We start from the raw sequence: 436 nt of genomic DNA, 5'->3' as shown, positions 1-436 counted from the left end.
GAATCAGTGACGAGGAGCTAAGTTTTATGCGTCTGGCCATCAACCAAAAAGATGCCCTGAAGTATGAAACGCCGCGGGCCAAACTGGGTTTCCTGGCCCAGATCCTGGAATTTGATCTTAAACCCAGTTTTGTCAAAGAGCGCTCGGCCATCGTTGATGGCATCAGCCAAGCCGAAATCAATGCCCTGGCAGCCAAGCACCTTAAGCTCGACGAGATGCTGACAGTGGTGGTGGGTGACGCCAAAGCACTTAAACCTGAGCTGGAAAAACTCGGCCGTAAAGTGGTTGAGTTCAAGCTTTAACCCCTATGCATGAACAGAAAACGGCCCAATTGGGCCGTTTTTTATTGCTGATAAGGGCTTAATTTGGCCATCAGAACATGGTCCCGCCAGTGACCATTAATCTTTAAATAGCGTTTAGCCAGGCCTTCCTGGGC

General features: G+C 49.8%; 1 pseudogene. It reads left to right on the top strand.

What is annotated here, in order from left to right:
• A pseudogene (locus J0A66_RS21745) lies at nt 1-302 on the top strand (insulinase family protein); the annotation flags it as partial.
• Between the last annotated feature and the right edge of the window lie 134 nt (nt 303-436).

It is taken from the genome of Bowmanella dokdonensis (assembly GCF_017254865.1).
Taxonomy (GTDB): Bacteria; Pseudomonadota; Gammaproteobacteria; order Enterobacterales; family Alteromonadaceae; genus Bowmanella; species Bowmanella dokdonensis.
The sequence above is the reverse complement of the archived record's forward strand: the minus strand, read 5'-3'. Positions and strand labels throughout refer to the sequence as shown.